The 231-nt window shown below is 61.5% G+C and carries 1 protein-coding gene; it reads left to right on the top strand.

Translation table 11 applies throughout. The annotated features are described in order from the left end of the window. Window positions 1-25 precede the first annotated feature (25 nt). Window positions 26-231: FAD-dependent oxidoreductase (locus P8629_RS12810; RefSeq protein ID WP_336618933.1), on the top strand; the 206-nt coding region annotated here is incomplete at its 3' end.

Here is a 231-nt window from a genome sequence, read left to right as displayed (position 1 = left end):
ACTCGCCAGCGCCCTGGAGGCCCACGTGCGTCAGTACGACGTGGACATCATGAACCTGCAGCGTGCTACTGCGCTGATCCCGGCGAAAAACAACGGTGAGCTGCACGAAATCCGTTTCGAAAGCGGTGCGACCCTCAAGTCCAAGACCGTGATCCTGGCCACCGGTGCCCGCTGGCGCGAAATGGGTGTACCGGGTGAGCAGGAATACAAGGCCAAGGGCGTGTGCTTCTG

It is taken from the genome of Hydrogenovibrio sp. 3SP14C1, from assembly GCF_029625905.1.
GTDB lineage: Bacteria > Pseudomonadota > Gammaproteobacteria > Thiomicrospirales > Thiomicrospiraceae > Hydrogenovibrio.
The sequence above is the reverse complement of the archived record's forward strand: the minus strand, read 5'-3'. Positions and strand labels throughout refer to the sequence as shown.